This window comes from Streptomyces sp. CB03234 (assembly GCF_001905885.1).
Lineage (GTDB): Bacteria > Actinomycetota > Actinomycetes > Streptomycetales > Streptomycetaceae > Streptomyces.
Window position 1 is genome coordinate 177,591 of the sequence record NZ_LIYH01000002.1, and the last position, 21,248, is coordinate 198,838.

15 protein-coding genes and 1 pseudogene are annotated in these 21,248 nt (G+C 71.4%); 5 read left to right on the plus strand and 11 right to left on the minus strand.

All coding sequences use genetic code 11. From position 1 onward, the window contains the following. Nucleotides 1–330 precede the first annotated feature (330 nt). The 5 genes from AMK26_RS07595 to AMK26_RS07615 form a co-directional block, all read right to left on the minus strand. A complete protein-coding gene (locus AMK26_RS07595; RefSeq protein ID WP_073753449.1) occupies nt 331–864 on the minus strand; it encodes a Pycsar system effector family protein in 534 nt (177 codons plus the stop codon). Next, nucleotides 861–2,525, minus strand: a complete 1,665-nt coding sequence (locus AMK26_RS07600) for a hypothetical protein (protein ID WP_073753451.1) — start codon at nt 2,523–2,525, stop codon at nt 861–863. The genes AMK26_RS07595 and AMK26_RS07600 overlap by 4 nt, the downstream gene beginning before the upstream one ends. 24 nt (nt 2,526–2,549) lie before the next feature. Continuing rightward, nucleotides 2,550–4,700 (minus strand): hypothetical protein, encoded by a 2,151-nt coding sequence (locus AMK26_RS07605; RefSeq protein ID WP_073753453.1) that lies wholly within the window; start codon nt 4,698–4,700, stop codon nt 2,550–2,552. Beyond that, on the minus strand, nt 4,697–5,461 hold the full coding sequence (locus AMK26_RS07610) for a hypothetical protein (protein WP_073753455.1): 765 nt from the start codon (nt 5,459–5,461) through the stop codon (nt 4,697–4,699). The genes AMK26_RS07605 and AMK26_RS07610 overlap by 4 nt, the downstream gene beginning before the upstream one ends. A 102-nt stretch (nt 5,462–5,563) precedes the next feature. Beyond that, nucleotides 5,564–6,328, minus strand: a complete 765-nt coding sequence (locus tag AMK26_RS07615; RefSeq protein ID WP_079277488.1) for a Crp/Fnr family transcriptional regulator — start codon at nt 6,326–6,328, stop codon at nt 5,564–5,566. A gap of 361 nt (nt 6,329–6,689) precedes the next feature. On the opposite strand from AMK26_RS07615, the gene rpsL reads away from it, so the two are divergent. The 5 genes from rpsL to AMK26_RS07640 all read left to right on the plus strand — a co-directional run bounded on the left by rpsL (nt 6,690) and on the right by AMK26_RS07640 (nt 11,455). Then, on the plus strand, nt 6,690–7,061 hold the full coding sequence (gene rpsL / locus AMK26_RS07620) for a 30S ribosomal protein S12 (RefSeq protein ID WP_003948652.1): 372 nt from the start codon (nt 6,690–6,692) through the stop codon (nt 7,059–7,061). 2 nt (nt 7,062–7,063) lie between these two features. Beyond that, complete coding sequence (gene rpsG / locus AMK26_RS07625; protein WP_031076642.1) at nt 7,064–7,534, plus strand: 30S ribosomal protein S7; 471 nt, start codon at nt 7,064–7,066, stop codon at nt 7,532–7,534. A gap of 38 nt (nt 7,535–7,572) precedes the next feature. After that, entirely contained in the window at nt 7,573–9,699 is a 2,127-nt protein-coding gene (fusA, locus tag AMK26_RS07630; protein ID WP_073753457.1) for an elongation factor G, read from the plus strand. A 147-nt stretch (nt 9,700–9,846) separates the two neighbouring features. Next, nucleotides 9,847–11,040 carry an elongation factor Tu gene (gene tuf, locus AMK26_RS07635; protein WP_073753459.1) on the plus strand — a complete coding sequence of 398 codons (1,194 nt, stop codon included), beginning with the start codon at nt 9,847–9,849 and terminating at the stop codon, nt 11,038–11,040. A 76-nt stretch (nt 11,041–11,116) separates the two neighbouring features. After that, the gene (locus tag AMK26_RS07640; protein WP_073753461.1) at nt 11,117–11,455 is read left to right on the plus strand and encodes a hypothetical protein; all 339 of its coding nucleotides are present in this window, start codon (nt 11,117–11,119) and stop codon (nt 11,453–11,455) included. A 6-nt stretch (nt 11,456–11,461) separates the two neighbouring features. Here AMK26_RS07640 and AMK26_RS07645 read toward each other — a convergent pair whose 3' ends face one another. The 6 genes and pseudogenes from AMK26_RS07645 to AMK26_RS07670 all read right to left on the minus strand — a co-directional run bounded on the left by AMK26_RS07645 (nt 11,462) and on the right by AMK26_RS07670 (nt 21,109). Continuing rightward, nucleotides 11,462–13,492, minus strand: coding sequence for a PIG-L family deacetylase (locus tag AMK26_RS07645; protein WP_241837824.1), 2,031 nt, complete (start codon nt 13,490–13,492; stop codon nt 11,462–11,464). A 157-nt stretch (nt 13,493–13,649) separates the two neighbouring features. Next, nucleotides 13,650–14,102, minus strand: coding sequence for a hypothetical protein (locus AMK26_RS07650; protein ID WP_073753465.1), 453 nt, complete (start codon nt 14,100–14,102; stop codon nt 13,650–13,652). 101 nt (nt 14,103–14,203) lie between these two features. Continuing rightward, nucleotides 14,204–15,124: a hypothetical protein gene (locus AMK26_RS07655; RefSeq protein WP_073753467.1), complete on the minus strand. Its 921-nt coding sequence runs from the start codon at nt 15,122–15,124 to the stop codon at nt 14,204–14,206. A 223-nt stretch (nt 15,125–15,347) separates the two neighbouring features. Further along, nucleotides 15,348–17,420 carry a glycoside hydrolase gene (locus tag AMK26_RS07660; RefSeq protein ID WP_079277489.1) on the minus strand — a complete coding sequence of 691 codons (2,073 nt, stop codon included), beginning with the start codon at nt 17,418–17,420 and terminating at the stop codon, nt 15,348–15,350. Nucleotides 17,421–17,520: 100 nt separating this feature from the next. Then, nucleotides 17,521–18,324 (minus strand): annotated as a pseudogene (locus tag AMK26_RS07665) (RNA repair domain-containing protein); the annotation flags it as partial. Nucleotides 18,325–20,005: 1,681 nt separating this feature from the next. Then, the gene (locus AMK26_RS07670; RefSeq protein ID WP_073753471.1) at nt 20,006–21,109 is read right to left on the minus strand and encodes an FAD-dependent monooxygenase; all 1,104 of its coding nucleotides are present in this window, start codon (nt 21,107–21,109) and stop codon (nt 20,006–20,008) included. Nucleotides 21,110–21,248 lie beyond the last annotated feature (139 nt).

Consider the following 21,248-nt stretch of genomic DNA (forward strand, 5'->3'; position numbering starts at 1 on the left):
GGGGGGGGTATCGGGGGGGCTGCGGGGGGATGGGGGCCGGCGTGGTGTGCGGGGCCTGAGGAGGCTGTGGGTAGGCGGGCGGAGGCGGGGCGGCTTGCGGGTAGGCGGGCGGGGGCGGAGCCGGGGGCGTGGCGGCTTGCGGGTACGCGGGCGGGGGCGTGGCGGATTGCGGTGCTTCGGGGTACGGGGGCGGAGTCGTGGGGTAGGCGGGCGGGGTCGCCGGGTACTGCGGGGCCTCCGGCTCGGGGTACGGGGGCGGGGAGACCGGGTACTGCGGTTCCTCTGGCTGCGACATGGTGATCCTTCGAGATCCTTCGCGGTGTGGGGACGTCAGCCGACGAGCAGGGATGCGGGGAGCAGGACCGCGCCCGCCGAGAACGCGAGCACACCGGTCCGTATCCACTGGTGCTTGCGAGCGGCGATGCGGCTGTTCTCGGTCAGCGCCGCGATGAGCGAGGCGGCGCCGGCGCGCTCGGTTTCGGCGAGCGCCTCCGCCAGCCGGCCTTGCCGTACGGCCTGCTGGATGTCACCGAAGTACGAAAGGGGCCGCCCCGGCTCCCAGCCGGCCCCGCCGTAACGCGGCACGATGGCCATCAGCAGGGCCAGCAGAGCCAGGGCGAGCGCGGACGTACCCGCCCACCACGCGACCGCGCCGGGCGCGGAGAGCGTGCTCGGGTTCCATCCGCGCCCGGCGAGCAGGCCGCTGACCACGCCGGCGGTCATTCCGAGGGCGGCGACCAGGACGGACGCCTTGTGGTCGGCCCGGGCGATCTCGGAGCGCAGGTCGGCGAGCAGCCGGGCGGCGGCCTCCGGAGCGGGGTCCGTCACGGGAGCGGGGCCCGTGACGGGAGCGCGGTCCGTCACGGGGCACCGGCCTCTTGTGCGGGGCCGCCCTCGGCCGTTCCGCTCTCCGGGGCCGGGGCCGGGGCCGGGGCCTGTGGCTGCGTGGGCGGTGGCGGGGGCATGACCGGCGCGCTGCCGTATCCCGGCGGTGGCTGCCAGCCCTGAAAGGTGCCGGCCGCGGCGTGCTGCGGGGCGTCCGGAGGGGTGTGGGCCGGCCGGCCCGGAGCTTGGGCCGGGGCCTGGGCGGGGGCCGTGTGGGCCGGGTGGGCGGGGTGGCCCGGCTGGGCGGGGAACGGCGGGACGGCGTCAGTGGGTCGGGTCGACTGGGGCGTGAAGGGAGGCGGACCCTGCGGCACCCCCGACTGGGGCGTGAACGGAGGCGGACCCTGCGGCACCCCCGGCCGAGGCGGGAACAGGGGCGGACCCTGCTGGGAGCCCGGCTCGCCGGGGAACGGGGGCCGGCCGGGGGAGGGCGCCCCCTGTGGCGCGCCCGGCTGGGGGGCCTGCTGCGGCGGCAACGGGGGCGTGCCCTGCGCGGGTTCCGGCTGCGGCGTGGCCGCCTGTGGGTATTCCTGGCCACCCGGCAGTTGCGGTGGGCCGTCCTGGGCCACCCCCGGGAGGCGCTGGTTCAGGATGTCGCTGACCGCCCGCAGCGCGAGCTGTTTGGGGCCCTCCAGTTCGTAGTTCTCCGCGCCCTCGCTGCCCAGCAGCTGGCCGACCAGGTCCATCTGCGCCTGGATCAGCCGGAGCTGGTCCTCCCGCATGCTCTCCATGACCAGGCGGGAGTCCTCGGGGTGCTGCGCCAGGTGCAGGGCCCACGCCTGGACGCCGCCCTGCTGGAGGTGCCACTGGTAGAACGCGATCTTCTGCGCCTCGATCTGCTGCATCTCCACGGCCTGCCGGGCCTCCAGCATGGCCCGCTCGTGCTGCCACGCCTGCTGCTGGAGCACCAGCTCCTGCTCCTGCCGGCCGTACTCCATGGCGCGGCCCACCTGGAGGGCGTCGTGCTGTCTGCTGCGCGCGTCAAGGGCGACGTCGTACTCCATGCCGCGCCGCTCGGTGAAGATCTGTTCCGTGGCGGCGTGGTCGATGGCCTGGAGCCGCAGCTGGTGGTCGATGTTCTCCTGGTCACGGCGCAGCCGGACCGTCCACGTCACCGTCAGCCCCACCGCCGCGCCCAGCGGCCCCCGCCCGGTCACGGCGTCCAGCAGCTCCCGCTCGGCGGCCGCGCTCTCGGCGATCGGGAACCGGCGGGCCACCGGCCGCGCCGCCTGCTCCAACTCGCCGAGCAGCAGCCGCGGCACGTCCCGGTGGCCGCTCTCCACGAACCGGGCCGGGTCGACGACCTGCCAGGACAGCTCCGCGACGACCCCGAACTCGAACGCGTCGTTGTCACTGGGCAGCCTGATCTCCGCCCGCACCGGATGGACGCCCATGTCGACCTCGTACACCGCGGTGTACCGCTTGGCCGCCGCCTCCGAGCGCGAGGGCCGCCGGGGCGGCAGGTAGGCGTCGTACGTGCCCTTGGGCGTGGCGAAGACCAGGGCGTGGTCGATACGGGTCAGCGACTTGCGGGCGAAGTCGAACCGCGAGAGCTGCCGCACGGTCAGCACCGGGTCGATCAACTGGGTGTGCCGGTCGGCGTCCTGCACCCACTCGAACGGGCGGCGGAAGTCGGGCATGGCGACGTGTCTCCTTGCGGGGTGTCAGTGGGGAGGGCGTGGCAGGACGGTCAGCAGGCGGCCCGCCACGGGCGGCGGGGGAGCGCCGTCCTCGCCGGGCCTGGTACGCAACAGGTGGTCCAGCCGCTGGTGTTCGGACGCCGTGGTGACCAGTGCGGGCAGCAGCGCGGCGAGTTCCCACTCGACGCTCTGCTCCCGCTCGGCCGCCAGCACCCAGCGGTGCAGTACGTCGAGCGCGTACCGCGTGTGCACGCGGTCGCCGAGGGCCGTACGCCACAGGGCGGCGATGTGCTGCGCCGCCGGGCCGCGCTCGGTGGCGGCCCGCGCGTACCAGTGCAGGACCAGCGGACGGCCGTACCGCTCGTCGGTCTCGGTGTGCCGACAGGCTCCGACGAAGCCGCTCAGGGCCAGGTCGAGTACGGGCCGGTCGTCGTGCAGGGTCCTGATCAGCTCCGACAGGACCCGGTCCCCGGCGGGGGAAAGCAGCAGCAGCTCGACCGACTCGGCGAGCTCGGCCGTCAGCAGCTCGTCGGGGTCGTGCTGGTGGCGGGCCGCGGCCCGCAGCGCGGCCAGGGTCTCCGCCGGGCGCCCGGGGCCGATCAGCCCGTGCGTACGGATGGCCACCCAGCACAGCCGCTGGTCGTCGCTCTCGCACCAGGCGTCGAGGATGCGGGGCACGTTCGGCGTGCCGAGGAGGTGGGCGAGGGTGAGCGCGTTGACGGCGACGAGGCGGTACCGGAAGCGGTTGGACCTGGCCCACGGTTCGATGACCAGCGCCATGGCGGACGGCAGGTCGGTGTACGCGAGGACGGCGACGGTCGCGGCCGCGCGCGTACGCACCAGGGGGCGGCCGTCACCCGCGAGCCGCTGGAGCCAGGCGATCAGGGCGGGCCGGGCGGACGGGTGGCCGGTCCACACCTCGCGTAACAGCACCAGCGCGGCGCGGTCGTCCTCGTACCGCGCCTTGAGCTGCTCGACCGGCCCCCACTCGGTCTGCTCCTCCTCCGGGTAGCTGGTCGCCCGGGCGAGCTGGAGGCGCTTGCCGATGTGGGTGCCGAAGACGGGGACCTCGGGCGGGCGGGAGGGGTTCTCGGTCTTCAGGAGGAAGGCGTACAGCAGGTCGCTCACCTCGGCCGTCAGCGCGTACGGCCCGCCGTCGAAGGCGGCCAGCGCGACCAGGAACGCCTTGTCGCGCAGGTGCAGGGACGCCTCGTCCTGCTCGAACCACTCCTGGACCTGGCTCTCCAGCGCGGCCTGCGAGAACTGCTCGATCCGCCGCTCCTCCACCTCCCCGGCCGCGTACCGCGCCAGCACCGGGGCGTACCCGGCCGCCTCGCGCAGCTGGTGGCGGCGGCCGAGGAACTCGGTGACCGGCGGCAGGGCCAGCAGCTTCCGTACGGTCTCCTCGTCGCCGCCGGTCTCCGCGCGCAGATGCGCCTCCAGTACGGCGGCGGGTGCGGGCGGCCGCCAGGCGGCGGGCGTGACGTCCTCCAGGGCGGCGGTCGGGCCGACGGTGATGACGAGGTACGCGTCCTTCTCGGCCAGCCGGTCCCGCGCGGCCAGTAGGTGCGCCTCGCGCAGCGGCCGGTCGCGGCGGGTGAGCGGGTCGCACAGGACGTGCCCGCCCGCGCCGATGCGCCCGGCGAGCTCGCCGGGGCCGGTCTCCCGGTCCAGAGCGCGCACCGGCGCCGCGCCCAGGCGGTGCAGCAGCATCAGCGCGGCGGTGCGGCGACCGGTGAACTGCGCGCCCGACAGGACCAGGACCCGTTCGGCGCGCAGCCGCTCGACCAGCGCGTCGAAGGCGTCGTCCCCGCCGGTGACGAACCGGGCGGCCAGCCGGGTGAGCGTCGCCTCCGGCACCTCGCCGGAGGAGTGGGCCGCCGCCGCGCCGCCGAACTGGTAGACGATCTCGGTCCTGCTGCCCAGGTGGACGTTGCCGGTGAAGTGGCCGCCGCTGATGCCGTGGTGGTCGGCTCCGACGACGCCGCCCGTGACGTCCCACGGGCTGTGGTTGAACAGGTCCCGCCGCGCCGACCAGGCGTTCTGCCGCTGGTCGGGTTCCTCCGCCGCGGTCTCCTCGGCGCCGTCCTTGCCGCCGCCGTCGGCCGGGTCGGCCGGCTTCTCCGGCTCGGCGGGGCCGGCGGGGCCGGCGGGGCCCGGCTCCTCCGCGCTCACGCGTCACCGCCGATCGTCACGTCGCCGTGGAAGGTGCCGCCGCTGATGCCGTGGTGGCTGCCGCCGACGAACCCGCCGTCGACGCGGACGTCCGCGCCCCGGAAGTCGTACGCGGGCGCGGGCGCGGGCCCCGGCGCCGGGCGGTCCCCCGATCCGCCCGGCGCCGTCTCGCGGTGGTCCTCACGTCCTCCCGGCACTGGACCGTGCAGCCACGCCTTCAACGGGCCGTTCTTGCTGGTCACCGTGATGGGGTGGAAGTCCTCGGCCGGGATGCCCGGGTGTCCGTGCCGCACGATCCCGGAGTGCACGCCCTCCGAGACGCACAGCGCGAAGTCGTCCTTGCGCTCGCGCAGCGCCGCGCGCAGCAGCCCGGCGTCCAGGAGGCGGCAGGCATGGTTGAGGTCGGAGCCGACCCAGCCGTCGAGCTCGTCGACCGCCACGTACCCGGTGGCCAGGACCGCGCGCAGCCGGATCTGCGCGGAGCTGGACGCCATCCGGTTCACCGCCCGCAGCTGTACCGGCACCTCGGTCAGCAGGGCACGCAGCAGCGCGGTCACCGAGGCGTTGGCGTCGATCAGCTCCATGACGGAGTCGCCGCGGTCGGCGCGCAGCCGGAGGGTCTCGTCGATGCCCGCGCTCTCCAGCGCGCTGTCGCTGATGCCGTACAGCATCCGGCGCAGATACGCCTGTTCGACGTCGTCCCGGTCGCTGTACTTCTCGATGTCGAGCAGGAGGATCGTCCGGCTCACGGGGTCGGTCATGGTCGCCTTTCCGGTGGGAGGGGAGCAGCAGCAGAGTGGCGACCCGGGGGCTCCTGTGGTGAGGAACGATGACCCACTCCGAGTGTGACCGTGTGCACAGAGTCAGTCGTCGGGACGCTCGGCACGGGCGATCCGCCGCAGTACGTCGGGGCGCATGATGAGCAGGGTGCGTCGACCGGTCGACACCGCCTCCCGCGACCTCAGCTCCTTCAGCAGCCGCTGGACCATCTCGCGGGAGGCCCCCACCGACCCGGCCAGCTCCTGCTTGCTCAGCGGTACGGAGACCTCGATGCCCTCGTCGGTGCGCCGGCCGTGCATCCGGGCCAGGTCCAGCAGCAGCGCCGCGAACCGCTCCCGCACGCTCATCGACGCGAACTGGAGCCGGCGGCGGTCGGCGGCGCGCGTGCGGTCGGAGGTGAGGCCCAGCAGGGCGAACGAGACGGCGGGGGAGCGGCCGAGGAAGTCCTTGAACCGCTCGTGCTCCACGGCCACCGCCCGCACGGGCTCCAGCGCGGTCACGGTCGCGGAGCGGGGGCGGCCGGTCAGCGCGGCGGACTCCCCGACGATGTCGCCCGGCCCGCGCAGGGCGAGGAGCGCCTCGTACCCGTTGGCGGCGGAGGCGGTGACCTTGGTCCAGCCGTGGACGAGGAACAGCACGTGCGACGACGGCTCGTGCTGGTGCAGCAGGACCATGCGGGGCGTGAAGCTCAGCTCGCGGCCGAGCGCCAGCAGCGCCTGCCGGTCGGCCTTCTCCAGGCGCGCGAGGAACGGCACCCGATCGTCCAGCCCGGCGCCTCCGGCGAGGCCGGCGCCTCCGTCCGCGCCGCCCGCCCAGCCGTCTCCGCCGGATAAATTAGCCGCCGTCATGGGTCCCCCGATTCGTCGAGCGACCGATCAACGTACTGAAGGCGCGGCCCCGCGTGGGCGCGAATGAACAGATCGAGCCACGAACGGTCGTATCCGGGATGATCGAATCCGGCGTGTCGCTGCCGTCCGCATTTGTTTTGACCGAAGTCCGTGAGGTAGGTACGCTCAGACCTTGTGCCTGGGGTGTGCCTGGGCTCCTGTGCGTGTCCTCAACCGCACGGCGAGTCGAGCATCGGCCACCGCAATCTGCGCCCTTTTCCGCCATGCGGCGGAAGTCCGCAGTATTCGACACACCCGACCGCGTGGGTCGGCGACGTTCCAGGTTAGCTTTACTACACGGCACACAGAAACCGGAGAAGTAGTGCCTACGATCCAGCAGCTGGTCCGGAAGGGCCGGCAGGACAAGGTCGAGAAGAACAAGACGCCCGCACTCGAGGGTTCCCCTCAGCGCCGCGGCGTCTGCACGCGTGTGTTCACGACCACCCCGAAGAAGCCGAACTCGGCCCTCCGCAAGGTCGCGCGTGTGCGTCTGACCAGCGGGATCGAGGTCACGGCTTACATCCCGGGTGAGGGACACAACCTGCAGGAGCACTCCATCGTGCTCGTGCGTGGTGGCCGTGTGAAGGACCTGCCGGGTGTTCGCTACAAGATCATCCGCGGCTCGCTCGACACCCAGGGTGTCAAGAACCGCAAGCAGGCCCGCAGCCGCTACGGCGCCAAGAAGGAGAAGTAAGAATGCCTCGTAAGGGCCCCGCCCCGAAGCGCCCGGTCATCATCGACCCGGTCTACGGCTCTCCTCTGGTGACCTCGCTCATCAACAAGATCCTGCTGAACGGCAAGCGCTCCACCGCCGAGCGGATCGTCTACGGCGCCATGGAAGGCCTCCGCGAGAAGACCGGCAACGACCCGGTCATCACGCTGAAGCGCGCCCTCGAGAACGTCAAGCCGTCTCTCGAGGTCAAGTCCCGCCGCGTCGGTGGCGCCACCTACCAGGTGCCGATCGAGGTCAAGCCCGGTCGCGCCTCCACGCTCGCGCTGCGCTGGCTCGTGGGTTACTCCCGCGCCCGTCGCGAGAAGACCATGACCGAGCGCCTCATGAACGAGCTCCTCGACGCCTCCAACGGCCTCGGTGCTTCGGTCAAGAAGCGTGAGGACACGCACAAGATGGCCGAGTCCAACAAGGCCTTCGCGCACTACCGCTGGTAGTCGCACCCACATCGAGACCGAGAGAAGACTGAAGCCTTATGGCTACCACTTCGCTTGACCTGGCCAAGGTCCGCAACATCGGGATCATGGCCCACATCGACGCGGGCAAGACGACCACCACCGAGCGGATCCTGTTCTACACCGGTGTTTCCTACAAGATCGGTGAAGTCCACGACGGCGCTGCCACCATGGACTGGATGGAGCAGGAGCAGGAGCGCGGCATCACGATCACGTCTGCCGCGACGACCTGCCACTGGCCGCTGGAAGACGTTGACCACACCATCAACATCATCGACACCCCGGGCCACGTCGACTTCACCGTCGAGGTGGAGCGTTCGCTCCGCGTGCTCGACGGTGCGGTGACGGTGTTCGACGGCGTCGCCGGCGTTGAGCCGCAGTCCGAGACCGTGTGGCGTCAGGCGGACCGCTACGGCGTTCCGCGTATCTGCTTCGTCAACAAGCTCGACCGCACCGGCGCCGAGTTCCACCGCTGTGTCGACATGATCAGCGACCGCCTGGGCGCGCAGCCGATCGTCATGCAGCTCCCGATCGGCGCCGAGGCCGACTTCAAGGGCGTCATCGACCTCGTTCGGATGAAGGCCCTGGTCTGGTCCGCCGAGGCCGCCAAGGGCGAGATGTACGACATCGTCGACATCCCGGACACCCACACCGAGGCTGCCGAGGAGTACCGCGGCAAGCTGCTCGAGGCCGTGGCCGAGAACGACGAAGAGATCATGGAGCTGTACCTGGAGGGCCAGGAGCCGTCCGAGGAGCAGCTGTACGCCGCGATCCGTCGTATCACCATCGCCTCCGGCAAGGGCACCGGCACCACGGTCACCCCGGTGTTCTGTGGCACCGCGTTCAAGAACAAGGGCGTCCAGCCCCTGCTCGACGCGGTCGTGCGCTACCTCCCCTCCCCCGTCGACATCGAGGCCATCGAGGGCCACGACGTCAAGGACGCGGAGGCGGTCGTCAAGCGCAAGCCGTCCGACGACGAGCCGCTGTCGGCGCTGGCGTTCAAGATCATGAGCGACCCGCACCTCGGCAAGCTCACCTTCGTCCGGATCTACTCCGGTCGCCTGGAGTCCGGCACCTCGGTGCTGAACTCGGTCAAGGGCAAGCGGGAGCGCATCGGCAAGATCTACCGCATGCACGCGAACAAGCGTGAGGAGATCGAGTCGGTGGGCGCCGGCGACATCATCGCCGTCATGGGTCTGAAGCAGACCACGACCGGTGAGACGCTGTGCGACGAGAAGAACCCGGTGATCCTGGAGTCCATGGACTTCCCGGCGCCGGTCATCGAGGTCGCCATCGAGCCCAAGTCCAAGGGTGACCAGGAGAAGCTGGGTGTCGCCATCCAGCGTCTCGCGGAGGAGGACCCCTCCTTCCAGGTGCACACCAACGAGGAGACCGGCCAGACCGTCATCGGCGGTATGGGTGAGCTTCACCTCGAGGTGCTCGTCGACCGTATGAAGCGTGAGTTCAAGGTCGAGGCCAACGTCGGTAAGCCGCAGGTCGCGTACCGTGAGACGATCCGCAAGGCCGTCGAGCGCGTGGACTACACCCACAAGAAGCAGACCGGTGGTACCGGTCAGTTCGCCAAGGTGCAGATCGCGGTCGAGCCGATCGAGGGCGGCGACGCCTCGTACGAGTTCGTCAACAAGGTCACCGGTGGCCGTATCCCGAAGGAATACATTCCTTCGGTGGACGCCGGCTGCCAGGAGGCCATGCAGTTCGGCATCCTCGCGGGCTACGAGATGACGGGCGTTCGCGTCACGCTTCTCGACGGTGCCTACCACGAGGTCGACTCCTCCGAGCTCGCCTTCAAGATCGCCGGTTCGCAGGCCTTCAAGGAGGCCGCGCGCAAGGCGTCCCCCGTGCTCCTCGAGCCGATGATGGCCGTCGAGGTCACCACGCCCGAGGACTACATGGGTGACGTGATCGGTGACATCAACTCCCGCCGTGGCCAGATCCAGGCCATGGAGGAGCGGGCTGGCGCCCGGGTCGTCAAGGGCCTGGTGCCGCTCTCGGAGATGTTCGGCTACGTCGGCGACCTCCGCAGCAAGACCTCGGGTCGCGCAAGCTACTCGATGCAGTTCGACTCCTACGCCGAGGTTCCGCGGAACGTCGCCGAGGAGATCATCGCGAAGGCCAAGGGCGAGTAACTCTCCCGAGTTCACGCTTTAGGCTTGACACCATCCGCCGGGGCTCCGCCCCGAACCCGAGACGGGGTCCCGGCGGGTGGCCACCCAGCAAAGATCACCTGGCGCCGATGAGTAAGGCGTACCAGAACCACTCTCAGGAGGAACCCCGTGGCGAAGGCGAAGTTCGAGCGGACTAAGCCGCACGTCAACATCGGCACCATCGGTCACATCGACCACGGTAAGACGACCCTCACGGCCGCCATTACCAAGGTGCTGCACGACGCGTACCCGGACCTGAACGAGGCCTCGGCCTTCGACCAGATCGACAAGGCTCCTGAGGAGCGCCAGCGCGGTATCACCATCTCCATCGCGCACGTCGAGTACCAGACCGAGACGCGTCACTACGCCCACGTCGACTGCCCCGGTCACGCGGACTACATCAAGAACATGATCACCGGTGCCGCGCAGATGGACGGCGCCATCCTCGTGGTCGCCGCCACCGACGGCCCGATGCCGCAGACCAAGGAGCACGTGCTCCTGGCCCGCCAGGTCGGCGTTCCGTACATCGTCGTCGCGCTGAACAAGGCCGACATGGTGGACGACGAGGAGATCCTGGAGCTCGTCGAGCTCGAGGTCCGTGAGCTCCTCACCGAGTACGAGTTCCCGGGCGACGACGTTCCGGTCGTCAAGGTCTCGGCGCTCAAGGCGCTCGAGGGCGACGCGGAGTGGGGCAAGTCCGTCCTCGACCTGATGAAGGCCGTCGACGAGTCCATCCCGCAGCCCGAGCGTGACGTCGACAAGCCGTTCCTGATGCCGATCGAGGACGTCTTCACGATCACCGGTCGCGGTACGGTCGTCACCGGCCGTATCGAGCGTGGTGTCCTCAAGGTCAACGAGACCGTCGACATCATCGGCATCAAGACCGAGAAGACCACCACCACGGTCACCGGCATCGAGATGTTCCGCAAGCTGCTCGACGAGGGCCAGGCCGGTGAGAACGTCGGTCTGCTCCTCCGTGGCATCAAGCGCGAGGACGTCGAGCGCGGCCAGTGCATCATCAAGCCGGGCTCGGTCACCCCGCACACCGAGTTCGAGGCGCAGGCCTACATCCTGTCCAAGGACGAGGGTGGCCGCCACACGCCGTTCTTCAACAACTACCGCCCGCAGTTCTACTTCCGTACCACGGACGTGACCGGCGTCGTGACCCTCCCCGAGGGCACCGAGATGGTCATGCCGGGCGACAACACCACCATGACGGTCTCGCTGATCCAGCCGGTCGCCATGGAGGAGGGCCTCAAGTTCGCCATCCGTGAGGGTGGCCGGACCGTCGGCGCCGGCCAGGTCACCAAGATCACGAAGTAATTCTGGTCTGACCTGGTAGCTCGCCACAGAGCTGCGAGAAGGGCCCGCACGACCTCGGTCGTGCGGGCCCTTCCTCGTGTCCGGGGCCGCTGGACCGCGCAACGAGGACGGCTCGGTCACCTACCCCGCGGGCGGCGAGGAAGTCGACGGCGAGGTCCCGGAGGGCGGCAGCGTCCACGCGAAGTCGGACGCGCTGTACCGCCAGGCGGCCAACATCCACCCGAACCCGGACTACGGCAGGGCGCTCGGGTACGCGAACCGGATCGCCGACGCCCTGAAGGAGGCCACGGGCGTCGTCCGCGAAGCCGGCAAGAGCTGCCTCGACTCCCTGCCGGAGCCACCCAAGGACGGCAGCCCGAAGGACGACGCCTCGTGGTGGAGGGTGAGGAGATCCAGCGGCTCTGAGGGCCGGTGACGGGGCTCAGCCTTCGGTGCGGGGTTCCGGTGTCCAGGTCCAGGGGTGGGCGTCCGCGCCCAGTCCTATGGCGAGGGTGCCGTGCCTTCCGGTTGCGTGGAGGGTGGCCGACTCCAGGGCCACGGCGCCTTGCGTACGGGTGGTGAGGCGGCCCGCCGGGGTGCGGATCTGGATGCGGCCGCGGAGGTCCTTGCCGAGGAGGACCGGGCCCTGGGGGCCGGCGGTCGCGGCGACCGGGCCGTACCCGTCGAGGGTGACCCTGGGCAGGGCCGTGCCGTCGGGGCGTACCGCCGTCAGGTCCTTGCGGGTGGGGGCGCGGTAGTAGAGCGCCAGGCCGCCGTCGCGGGTCGCGGTCACCGCCACGGGGCCGCCGGAGACCGGGAGGGCGTCACCGGCACGGGAGGTGACCGGGCCACCCGGGGCGTCCTGCGTCCAGTGGTGGACGCTTTCCCGGCCCGCCGCGAACAGGTGGACGCGGCCCGTGCCGTCCACCGCGGCCGAAAGCCCGTCCTGCACCTCGGCCCCGCCGAGGTCCAGCCAGGGCCCCCACGTCCCGTCCGCCTCCCGGACCCGGCCGCTGACGCCCTTGTCCGCGTTGCGTACGAAAAGGTGGACCCGGCCGTCGGGGGTCGCCGCCGCCACCGGAACGCCCAGCCGGCGCCCCCGGTCGTCGCCGCGCTCCGGGTTCCCGAGCCCCGTCCAGGCGAGGAACGGCCCGCCCGGAGCACGCTGCTCCAGCAGCACGATCTCGCGCTTGTTCGGCCCACCGTGCCCGCCGAGCGCCGCGAAGCGGAGCCCGAACAGCAACTGCCGGCCGTCCTTCAGGGTCACCCCGCCGAGCCCGGGCGCCAGCGGCCCGCCCCCCAGGTCGCCCGGCTCACCCCACTGCCCGCTCCCGGGTTCCGTCTCGCGCCAGCGCACGGCGCGGAGGCCCAGCACCCCGTACACGGCGAGCCGCCCGTCGGGCTCGGTGGCCACGACGGGGCCGGCGCCGGGGTAGCGGTAGTGGGTGGCCCGTACCCAGCCCTTCTTGTTGGTGAGCGGGCGGATCCCGCCGACGTTGTAGTCGCCGCAGCCGCCACTGTTGCCGCACTGCCAGGACGGATCGCCGCCGTACGGGACGAGGTGCGCGGCCTTCTCCTTGAGCACCGGCTCCGGGAGGTTCTTGGGCCAGTGCCGGTTGTAGTAGCCGCGGAAGGAGGTGGTGACGAAGGCGGGTATCGCGCCGCCGTCCTTCGTCGCGTCGGCCACCCAGCGGACCATGGCGGCCCAGGAGAAGGACGCGACGGCGGTGTGGTCGGCGTGGTCCGAGTAGCCGCGCTGCTCGGAGTCCTTCTTCCGGGTCTGCTCGTCGCTGTCCTGGATGTCGGGGTCCGGGTCCAGCGTGTGGATCACCGTCGGCTGGTAGCGCTCCATGAGCCCGACGAGGACGTCGACGAGCGCGTCGTAGTCGTACGTGTCGGCCTTGCGTACGGGGGAGTCGTCGGCCACCACGGTCCGGAGGCCCAGCGCCCGGTCCTTCCACAGGCTCGGCAGCGCCATCCAGCGGCGCGGGGCGTGCATGGAGAGGTTGAGGAAGATCAGCTCGACGCGGCGGTTGCCGTTGGTGAGGGTGTTGATCTCGGCACGGCGGTCACCGCGGAGGGTGATGACGCCCTTGTGCCACCTGGTGAACGTGTCGAGCCCGAGCATCGTCGCGTACGCCTGGCGAAGGCCCTGGTGGCGGGCGGAGGAGTAGGCGGCCTTGTCGGCGGGGGTGTCCTTGCGCCCGGGTATGTGGTTCTTGCCGTCGTGCTCGCCGGCGGTGACGTATATCGACACCAACGGGACGCCCGCGTCGACCATCCGCTGGCTGTCCGGGTTCATGAAGTACAGGTCGTCGTCCGGATGCGCCGCGATCTGCATCAGCTGGGCGCGCCGCGAGCTGGTGATCGGGATCCCCGGCGCCGGATCGGCCGTCGGCCCACCGCGCCGCGGCGCGGGCACGGAACACCCGGCGACGGCGGCCAGCGCTACTGCCGCGGCGGAGGCGAGCACGCCCCGCCGCCGGAAAACGGCAGGGCGCGGCCCTGTCCCCCGTATGTGGTCCACGTCCCGCTTCCCCCGTTTGCGTAACCAACCGCGTTCTGCGGTCGGTTAGACGGAAGATCGGAGGAGTGGGTTGCCTGGATGCCGCGTGGCCTTCAACAGCCGGTTACTTCAGCGCGTACTTGCACATGCTGGACGAGGGGTCCTTGTCATTGGCGCCCTTGTTGTCGGCGACCTTCTTGCCGTCGACGGTGATCACACAGGGCGCCGCCTTCAGCGTGCCATCGGCGGCCGGCACCGACCCGGGCACCACGGACACCACGGTGCCGATCTTCTTCTCGGCCTCGGTGGTGAACGTGATGGTGGCCGTCTTCTTCCAGGGCAGAGTCACCTGCTCGCCCTTGTTGGTGTCCAGGTTGTAGTACACGAGCGTCGACCCCGTGCCCTGCACTTCGAGGGTGACCTGGTGGCTGACGGGCCCGTCGCCCTTCGCTGCCTCGGACGGCTTCGCGGACGGTGCGCCCGAGGCGGGCTTCGGGTCGTCCGTACTGCCGCCGCCGCACCCCGTCAACAGGGTGGCGGCAAGGACGAGGGCGGCGGTGGTGATGGTCTTGCGCATGCGGCTTCCCCCTTATGGATGACCCTGGTGATCATAATCCGGGGGAAGCGCGCATCGTGCGGCACGGAGAGCGGGGGCCTTACCCCGGCGCGGGATCTGGGTCACTCATCGATGAAGATGTCCTCCGCCGAGGGGGCGGTCGGGGCGCGGAGCAGCCAGCGATGCAGAGTCTCGAGGTTTTCGCAGCACAGGATGCGGTTGCGGGCCGCATCGGAGACGTCGATGCCTCGCTGCGTCAGCAGAAGCAGAACGCTCTCCGCGACGCCTGCTGCGCGGCCTTCCTCGCGGCCTTCCTCGCGACCTTCCTCACGGCCCTCTTGGCGGCCCTGGTCGCGAAGCTCTTCCGCGACGGTCGACTTGTAGAACGACAGGTCCGCAGCCATCAGGTGCCTCCACAGTTGTGCGGCCGGGCGCTTGCCCAGGCCTTGTGCGATGAGTTCGGCGAGGGGGTGGGACAGCTCTTCAGGTGTTTCGCGCAGGGCGCCGGAGACTGCCTTCAGTATGGCAGCGACGTCCGGATTGTCGGCGTGGGTGATGGCGGCCAGGGTGGTCAGGGCCAGGTCTTTGCGGGCCTCGACGGTGGTGCGGATCACGGGCATGTTGTGCGGGCCCGCCACCAGGGGGCGAAGGGTGAGGGAGGCCCACTGCCGGGGACCGATGTGGACCGGCCGGGTGGCCCATTCGGCCGTGGAGCGGTCCTGGCAGACGACCAGCAGCACGGGCGGCCGCTGGTACTTCGCGTAGAGGTACGACAGGTAGTAGGCCCAGCTCGCGGGCTTGGAGAGGTCCTTCCTGCCCTGAGCCTCGACGGCCAGGAGGAACGGACCCTCGTCCTCGGTGTCGAAGAGCAGCAGCGTGTCCACGCGGCGTTCGAGGGGGCGGGCCTCGGTGAGGTCGGTCGGCAGGATCTGGACGGAGATGGGCGGGGGGAACGGAACGCCCAGCACCTCCGAGACACCGGAGAAGAGCTGCGGGAATTCCTGGAAGATGCGATGCATCGCCTCGTGCGAGGAACTGACCATGGGGTGGACGCTAGGGAGCGAAGCTGTTTGGCATATGCCAAAGGCGCCTGCGTCATCCGAATGGTCAGCCGGGCGAGAACAGTTGACACTCTCTCCGCACTCGCCCGGGACCAGGCGTTCGGCGTCCCCGCCGGAGAGCAGGAGGCGTGGGTCCCGGCGGTGCAGGCCGGCGATCCGAGAGTTGTGGCCGGATCAGGCGGACCCGCGGTACACCCAGGGCCTGTCAGCCGTTGGCCGGGCAGAGGCGCCGGGGCTCGGTGTCGCCCTTCAGCTCGGCGTCGACGCATCCGGCCGGGAGGCCGGCGTACGCCTTGGAGCCGAAGTTGGCCGTGACCGTCAGTACGCCGTTGCCGAAGACGGAGCGCTGGACCAGGTGGTCCTTGGTCAGGTGGCGGAAGTCCGTCATGCGCTCGGTGCCGGCCGCCTTGTGCAGCGGGGCGAAGTAGCGCTGGAGACGAGCCATTTCCGGGCCCGTGGTGTCCAGGTTCCCCGCGCTGAGGACGAAGTTGAGCGGGGTGTTGTAGAGCATGGACATCAGCGCGCGGTTCGTCTTCTGGGCCGGGAACTTGTCGTAGGGCATCTCCCAGCGGTCCGTGCTGATGAGGGAGTCGTGCAGCGCGGTCTGGTACAGCGGTACGCGGTAGGCGGGGTCGTACAGGGACTTCGCCAGCGCGGCGGGCAACCCGACGGGCTTGAAGAAAACCCCAGGTGCGTCGGAGGGGTAATAGGTGCCCCACGCCTTGTCCTTCTGGAACGGCCACAGGGTGTCGTTCACCGGCGTCTGGGAGCCGTGGTTGAACGCCAGCACCGGTGCCGACCAGGAGACGGCGGACTCCGAACCGAGGACGAAGCGGTTCTTGTCCGCAAGGGTACGCATGCGGTGCAGGCGGTTGGCCCTGTCCTGCTTCTTGGTCATCGGGTGGTCGGCGGAGAAGTCGCTGAACAGCTCACCGGCCGCGTCGACGTCCAGGAAGACGCTGTTGGCGCCGTTCTCGGTCAGCTGCCGGGTGTGCTCGGCCAGGTGGTGCTGGGTGGGTTCCGTCCTGGCGAACGCCTCCGAGCTGAGGTAGCAGCCCCGGTTGCCGAAACCGGTCTTGATCTCGCCCTTCCAGGTGCGTACGCAGTGGTCGGGGTAGACGGTGCCGGGCCATGTGGCCACCGGGGTGTCGGCGGTGCGCGGATCCTGGCCGTTGGCGTACGTGTCGTACGGGCCGACGACGTAGCCCTGACGCTTGGCGGTCGCGACCGCCTTCGCGCTCATGGGCTTGCCGTCGGCGTCGTAACCGAGCCACAGCCGTGTGTTGCCCTGCTCGCGCAGCCGCCGCACGGCCTCCGGGGCGCGGGCGCCACCCCACAGGTAGGCGTGCTGGGCGCCGAGCAGTTTCTTGATCTCCGGGTTCCCGGCGATCTTCTGCTTCAGCGTGCGCAGCTCGCCGTGCTCGCGCAGCCAGCGGTGGTAGTCGGCGGCCGGGGCGACGGGAGAGGCGGAGGTGAGGGAGAAGGTGATGGTGTAGTCGAGGGTCTTCTCCCGCTGGGAGAATTCGTGCTTCGCGGTCGCGTTCAGCTTCCCGCCCGCCGAAGCGAAGGCGAGCGACGTCCCGACGCTCTCCGGAACGAGGTAGCTGACACCGCGCCCGCCCGTGGTGTAGCCCCACAACGGCAGGGTGAGGGAACCGGTGGCTAGGTCGGCCTCGGTGCCCGCGAGGCCCGCCTCGGGGGAGTTCCAGAACCGGTCCATGACGGGCACCGACAGCCCCTCGCCCCGGGGCACCTGCAAGGAGGCGTTCCTGGCGGCGCCCGTGCCGGGCCCCTTGCCGGTGACCGGCCATGCCAGAGTGCCGTCCTCCTGGGCACGCACCGTCATCCGCAGCCGTCCCCGTTCGGCCGCGGCGGTGACCCGCAGCCTCTTGGAGGGGTACGTCCACGAGGCGCGGGAGCCGTCCACCTCCACCTTGCCGGGCTTGCCCAGGTCGTCGGCGGCCGCGTCGGAGACGGGGACGGCGGCCTCGCCCTCGACGTGCCCGGTCAGCCGCATGGTGGCCGTATCGACCGTGATGGTGCCGCCCGCCACGTGGAAGTCGACCGCACCGCCATGGACCCGGGGCGGCGCGGCGAGCGGGGACCGGCCGGACCCGCCCTCGGGGCCGGCGAACGCGGCGTAACCGGCGGACGCGGCGCCCACGGTCACGACGAGTGCGGCGGCGATACCGAGGACGCGGTTGCGCCTCCTGCGCGCGGCGCCCACGGTGTCGCGGTGTCCAGGGCGTACGGGCGAGTGCTCTTCGGGATGGATCATGGGTGCGAGCGTGCGGCTCGCGGTTAAGAGGTTTCTAAGAGAGGCCCTCTCTCGGCTGCCCTCAGGTCCCTCAGGTCCCTCAGGCCCCTCAGGCCCCTCAGTCGTCCACCCACCGCACCTCGCCGGTGCCGAGCGCGACCCGCGCCCGTACCCGCATCGGTTCGTCGGCACGGCGGGACAGCACCACCACCTCCGCCACCCGCGCGGTGAGCGGCCCCCACGCGCCCAGCCGCTCGGCGCACTCGGCGGCGACGTCCCGGGGGTGGCGGGTGCGGCCGAGGCTCAGGTGCGGCGTGAAGCCCTGGCGGTGGCCCGTGCAGGAGGGGAAGCGGAGGCACAGCGCCCGGTGCAGGTCGGCCCACGGCCGGTCGTCCGCGGCCGCCGGATCCAGCCACACCGTGGAGCCGGCCCGGTGCCGGAAGGTGTGGATGCCGGACAGCCGCGCCGGAAAGGGGGCGACCTCGGCGGCCGCCGAGGTCAGAAGGGGCGCGGCACGCGGGAAGTCCTCCTCGGGTACGAAGCCGAAGAGCAGGTTGACGTGCGGCGGCCAGCGGTGGATCTGGGGGTCGTGGTCCCGGCGGACGGCCTGGATCGGCGGCCACAGCTCGTCGGGCGGCAGCCATGCCACCGCCGTGCGCGGCGTGGGCGGCACATCGAGGCTCCGTACCCGCCCGGCGTCGGTCGCGTCGAGCCGCTCCACGCCCGTGGTCCGGTCCCACACCACCTCCCCGTCGGCCTCGAAGAACAGCACCCGGTGCCACGGGATGTCGCCGCCCGGTACGAAGTCGGTCAGCCGCACCCGCCCGGGTCCGCCCTCGCGGAGGCGTACGCCCAGTACGAACCGGGCGGGATCGAAGCGCGGATCCCACAGGAGCCGGTGGTAGACCTCCTCGCTGGTCCTCACGGGTGCCTCCTACCCACGTCCCGGGGGTGGGCCGTCTGGTCATGGTTGCCGTTCCGGGCCGCCCTCCCTTCCGAGAGTCGCGGGCTCCGGCGCCCTGTCAAGGGCGCTTCGCGTCGGCTTCGCCGATGGGCTTCGCCCACCCTTGACAGGCCGCCTCCGCCCGCGCGTTTTCTCTCGGAGGGCGGCCCCGGGGAGCAGGCATCCCGGGGGGCCAGCCCCTTTCCGGGCGCTCGTGGCCAAGGCCGCCCGGCAGGCGCGGCAGTGGAATGGGGCGGCGGCGCTTGGCTAAGCGGCGGGCGGCCGTCTTCGGGTTGCGGCACAAGACCTCGCTCCGGTGAGTGGTGGGTGCGCCCAAGTGGTGTGGGGCATCCGGGGTCGGCCCGGCGACTGCGGCCGGGTGAGGGGCCGGGGTACAGGCAGGTGGCTGGGCTGGGTGCGGGGCTGGGCCTGGGTGTTGCCCTGTCCGGCCGGGACACGGTGGGGATGCCGGGTGCCTGGACGTGAAGCTCCCGGCGCGGCGCGGGCTCCCGCTCGGGCCCGGGCCCACGGCTCCCGGCGCACTCGAAGTTCGGGAAGGGGCGGCCCCTCCAATGACAGCGGCACCGACCGCCGGAGTTGTGGGCGGGATGGGACACCCGCGCCCGGATGCTCATCGCCGGTAGGTGTCCTACGTCGCACACAACTCCTCGGCCCTGGTGCAGGTGTGACGGTGGGGGCCGGTGAGGCGTCTTGGTGAGGCAAGCCGGGCCCGGGGGACCTCGAGCCCCGCACACCGCGCCCGCCTGACGCCAGCCATCGTGTCCCGTCGCGGGACCAGGTCGGCCCGGCACCCGGCACCGCTTGGGGCGCGCCCTTCCCACCCTCTCCAGTCCCATCCGTATCACCTCGCCGAAGGTGTGGGCGGGATGAGACACCCAGAGGCCGGACACCCCGACGGGAAGGTGTCCCACACCGCCCGCAACTCACCGATCCCGGTGCTGGTGTGACCAAGGAGACGGGTGGGGCACCCTGCGTGGCATGCAAGGTTGATGAGGTGCCCAGGAGCACCCCGGCCCCAGGCGGCCGGGCGCCCCTCCGCCAGGGCAACACCCTGGCCCAGCCCCGCACCCACCCCAGCCACCTGCCTGCACCCCAACCCCTCACCCGCCCGCAGTCGCCGGGCCGGGCCCGGATGCCCCATTGCACTGGGGCGCACCCACCACCGGCAGGAGCGAGGTCTTGTACCCCGGCCGACAGACGGCGGCCAGCCGCTGAGCCGAGAGCGAGCACCCCATTCCTCTGCCGCGCCTGCTCCGGCCGGGTCGCCTCGGCAACGAGCCCGACTCTTGCGGCTGGCCCCCCGGATGCCTGCTCCCCGGGGCCGCCCTCCGAGAGAAAACGCGCGGGCGGAGGCGGCCTGTCAAGGGTGGGCGAAGCCCATCGGCGAAGCCGACGCGAAGCGCCCTTGACAGGGCGCCGGAGCCCGCGACTCTCGGAGGGGAGGGCGGCCCGGAACGGTGACCGTGACCGGACGGCGCACCCCCGGGGCGTGGGTTGGGGGTGCCGGAGCCTGCGACTCTCGGAGGGGAGGGCGGCCCGGAACGGTGACCGTGACCGGACGGCGCACCCCCGGGGCGTGGGTTGGGGGTGCCGGAGCCTGCGACTCTCGGGAGGGAGGGCGCCCCGGCGGGCTGGGTGGCGGTCAGGACGGGGCGTTGAGCGTGATCGCGTTCTTCGCTCGGTTCAGCGACTCCTCCGACGCCGGGCCGCCCGGGTTCTCGGTCGCCAGGGCCTGGTTCGCGGCGACGAACGGCCGCATGCGCGACTCGTACGCGGCGAAGGCCGCCCCGTGGTCGCCGCCCGCCCCCGCCAGCGCGTCGGCCAGGACGTACGCGCCGACCAGGGCCAGGCTCGTGCCCTGGCCGGACAGCGGCGAGGGGCAGTATCCGGCGTCGCCGAGCAGGGCCGTGCGGCCCCGGGTCCAGTGGTCCATGTGGATCTGGGCCATGGCGTCGCAGTAGAAGTCCGGGGCCTCCAGCGCGGCCTTCGTCAGCCGGTCGCTCTCCCAGCGCAGGGCGGCGAGCCGCGCCACGATCATGGATCTCAGGTCGGCACCGCCGCCCAGCGGCCCGGACTCGAAGCCGAACGCGATCCGCAGCTCGCGGTTGTCGCGTACGGGCACGACGCAGAACCCCGCGTCGCCGTCACGCATCCAGAGCTGCCAGTGGTCCAGGTCCAGGAAGTTGTCCGCGCTGAACACCGACAGGTAGCTGCCCAGGTGCCGGGCGAAGGCCTCCTCCGGTCCGAAGACGAGCCGCCGTACCGTCGAGTGCAGGCCGTCGGCGCCGACCACCAGGTCGAAGCGGCGCGGCGGGGCGTGGGCGAAGTCCGCGACGACCCCGTCGGTGTCCTCGGTGAGCGCGGTGACGCCGTCGCCGAAGACGTACTCGACGCCGTCGCGCGCCCGGTCGTACAGCAGCCGCGCCAGATCGTCGCGCAGTACCTCGATGTCGGCGCTGTCCAGCCGGCCGCTGCTCAGCGCGTACTCCGTCGAGCGGTCGATCTCCGTGCCCTCCGCGTCCAGGACCGACATGCCCCGTATCCGGGTACGGACCGCGCGTGCCTGCTCGAGGACGCCGATGCGGTCGATCACGTCCAGGGCGACGCCCCGGACGTCGATGGCCTGCCCACCCCTGCGCAGAGCGGGGGCGCGCTCGACGACGGTGGGCGTGAAGCCCCGGCGGCGCAGGAGGCACGCGAGCGCGGATCCGGCGATACCGGCACCGGAAATGAGTACGGACTGCATGGCCCAGCTCCCTTCGATACGGTGTACGTCGCTGAATGTACGGCGTACACGCATGCCTGCCAAGCAGCTACAACAAGGCATCTGTACTAGGTCAGTCACGGCAAGCGGGGACCTGTCGCTGCTAGGCTCTGCCCTAGTA